Origin of the sequence: Marivirga lumbricoides, assembly GCF_014636295.1 — a bacterium.
In the GTDB taxonomy this organism is placed as follows: domain Bacteria; phylum Bacteroidota; class Bacteroidia; order Cytophagales; family Cyclobacteriaceae; genus Marivirga; species Marivirga lumbricoides.
In genome coordinates this window covers 1-3,242 of sequence record NZ_BMEC01000037.1, presented here as the reverse complement: position 1 = coordinate 3,242, position 3,242 = coordinate 1, and the positions used below count along the sequence as shown (strand labels likewise).

Here is a 3,242-nt window from a genome sequence, read left to right as displayed (position 1 = left end):
TTAAATCGTACCCGTCATTGCGAACATGTTATTCTTTCGATGCTAATCGAACAGAATGCATGTGAAGCAATCTTTTGATTTGGAACGTAAGACGTTTTACTTGTCTTTCTTAAGACTGCCACGGTTTTCTATGGCTTCCATAAAGCCATGAGGAAAACCTGGCAGTGACGAGGTCTATTGTGTATATTCAGGTTAAACAATTCAGTCCCAAATAAATCCCCCCTGCCCCCTTTTTAGGAAAGGGGGAGAACGATCTCGGAAAGTTTGAAGTTAATAATAAGCATTGGAATTCCCTTTTAAATAAATGGTCATTCAAGCTAAAGGGAAACTAGGCCAGAAAATATTGAAGAGCAGCGGAAAAATTTATTGGAAATGACGTGCAAATTAATAGCTAGTGGTTAAAATATTAACCTTCTGGTCATTGCTGTATAACTCACCCCAACCCTCTCTTAGAAAAAGAGGGAGTACGACCTCGGGGCAATTGATAATTGTACTACATTTGAATTTTTCCTACAATCTCCAAAAAGAGCGCGTCATTCCAAAAATTTTTTCCGTTTCACTCCAAAAATTTTTGGGAATCCCCCTGCTGTTAAGTACGCTGTCAACCAAATGCATCTTTTAAAATTAAAAATTCAATAAAATTTAATTCGGATTTCAGTATTAAATCGTACCCGTCATTGCGAACATGCCATTCTGTCGATGCAAATCAAACAGAATGCATGTGTGGCAATCTTTTGATTTGGAACGTAAGACGTTTTGCTTGTCTTTCTCAAGACTGCCGCGCTTTACTATGGCTTCGGTAAAGCCATGAGAAAAACGTCACAGTGACGAGGTCTATTGTGTATATTCAGGTTAAAAGATTCAGTCCCAAATAAATCCCCCTGCCCCCTTTTTAGGAAAGGGGGAGAACGATCTTGGTTTTGATACTAATCGAACAGAATGCATGTGAAGCAATCTTAGGAATAGTATCTTTTACGCCTTTTCGATGAATTGATAGGTTTTAGTAAAGAAAGAACCTCTTACTGATTCACATTTGTAAAATACTGGAAGGTTAGATTAAGTGGGAAGGAAAAACTAAAATCATAACGTAGGTCACATTTGATTTAAAGCTATTATCTTGACATTCTTAATCGATAGGAACTTTATATTGTACTGTAAAAATGAGTAGAATCATCTGCGCGATTACACTTTGCTTAATCCTTTATTCATGTAAAAAAAATGAAGTACCTTTTGTGGGAACATATTTTGGTGGAGCAGATGGATCATTCTGGATAATTGAACTATTAAAAGACTCAACTTTTAAATATTCTACAGAGGGACATAGTGGTAACACAACAACTGTGGGTATCATAACTTTTGAAGGAGATACCATTTATCTACAACCGAGAGTAGGTCAAGCTTTCAAAGGAAGAAAAGGATTTCTATACTATCAAAACTCTTGTTTAATAGAACTGGATTATTGGATTAAGGAAGAAAAAAAAGTTTCTAAAGATTTTTGTAAGGGAAAACAAGATAATATGATGAGCAGCTATTGGAATCTTGAAAGTATTACACCAATTTCATACGACACAAAATAATGCTAGTCATTGGATTTTTTTCACTTACTATGCAACGAAACATTCTACTCATGTGAACAGAAATTAAACCTTATCACTTCAACATGAAAACAACCCTCATCATACTAGTAATTATCTCTTTGCTCAGTTGCACGGACAATAGAGAAAAATCAGTTGCTCAAAAAGATCGGCTTGAATTAATTCCTGAGCCTGACAAAGACCTGAGAGTAGAATATGAACAACAACAAGCAGAAGAAGAAGAAGAAGAAGAAGAAAAAGCCTATTTAATTGAGGACACAACCACTCAAAATGCTCTTATAGAAAAATTGAAACCAATTAATGAAAACGTCAACAGAATTAATGAAATCACTGAGTGGACTTCAGTTGATGAAAGAGATCTTGAGCAATCCACTGAGGGCGGCACTGCCACCTATTATTTTCAAAAAGATACGCTATTAAAGATTGCTGTAGTTAACTTCGGGGAAACAGGCAAAGCTATTCAGGAGTTTTATACAAAAGACGGGCAGCTATCATTTGTGCTGGAGACCGATTACACCTACAACAGACCCATTACATGGGACTCTACGGCAATGAAAGAGAATAACGATACACAAGTGTTTGATATGGACCAATCTGAAATAATGGAAAATGCCAGTTACTTTGATAACGGAATTTTAATACAATACACCAATAGCCAGGACTGCGGAGCACCCTTTGCGGCAGATTATCTGAAAAATATAGAAGCAGATCTGAAAAGTGAATTTGAAAGCCTTAAAGAACTCGTAAAAGAATAGAAACCTTTTCATTATAGCAGTTTGCTAAGAATCAACCATTTACCCAAGTACAGCAATATTTTAATATAATTCTCCTCCTACCCTTCCTTTTTTACCAAAACTACTACCTACTTATAGGTATTTTTCATTGCTTTTCGACTAATCGTTAGGATTTAGGCGAGAAAGCAGTTATGTTCAAAGCTTTGAATATATAAGTACCTGAAAAAGGCATAGTGAAGAATATAATCTTTATTGTCTCTATTATCAAGCAAAATTAGCAAATGGAAAATCTTGAACTTGCGAAAAATTTAGCCACCATAGCTGCTCCAATAACAAAAGAGTTGATTGCTTCATGGTTAACACCAAAATTAAACTATCTAAGCAAGAAATGGAATAAACAAGGTAAACTTCAAAATCATTTTTTTGATAATAAATTCAATGATTATTTATTAGAGCGTTACAAATCATATTCAGTTCTTAACATTTTAGCATTTAGAAATCAACAACGATTACTTAAGGACATATATCTACCTTTAACTCTTGCTTTAGAGTCCTCTGCAGCTAAAGAGATTGAATTTTGTGTCACAGAATATGATAAGGAGTTTATTTCCACTTATCAGCGAATTCTGATTATTGATACAGCTGGTATGGGAAAATCCACTATTTCTAAGAAATTATTTCTCTCAGCAATCGAAAATAATTCTGGAATTCCTGTTTTTATTGAATTAAGAAGATTAAAAAGAAATAGGTCTATCATAGAAGAAATTTATAATGAGTTAAAATTAGTGTAACTACTCAGGTACCAAATTAGCAGTAATAGCCAAGCAATCAAATATGTTTTTGTTTCTTTTGATAATGGTATCTATTACAGACCTGATAATTGCGAAAGAACGTGCACCGGATTCAGATCTAA

At 34.5% G+C, this 3,242-nt stretch carries 3 protein-coding genes; all 3 read left to right on the top strand.

Translation table 11 applies throughout. The annotated features are described in order from the left end of the window. Positions 1–1,160: 1,160 nt before the first annotated feature. A complete protein-coding gene (locus IEV85_RS24610; protein ID WP_188467926.1) occupies positions 1,161–1,577 on the top strand; it encodes a hypothetical protein in 417 nt (138 codons plus the stop codon). Between the two features lie 83 nt (positions 1,578–1,660). Further along, positions 1,661–2,350, top strand: a complete 690-nt coding sequence (locus tag IEV85_RS24605) for a hypothetical protein (protein WP_188467925.1) — start codon at positions 1,661–1,663, stop codon at positions 2,348–2,350. Positions 2,351–2,610: 260 nt separating this feature from the next. Next, positions 2,611–3,120: a hypothetical protein gene (locus IEV85_RS24600; RefSeq protein ID WP_188467924.1), complete on the top strand. Its 510-nt coding sequence runs from the start codon at positions 2,611–2,613 to the stop codon at positions 3,118–3,120. The last annotated feature ends 122 nt before the right edge of the window (positions 3,121–3,242 follow it).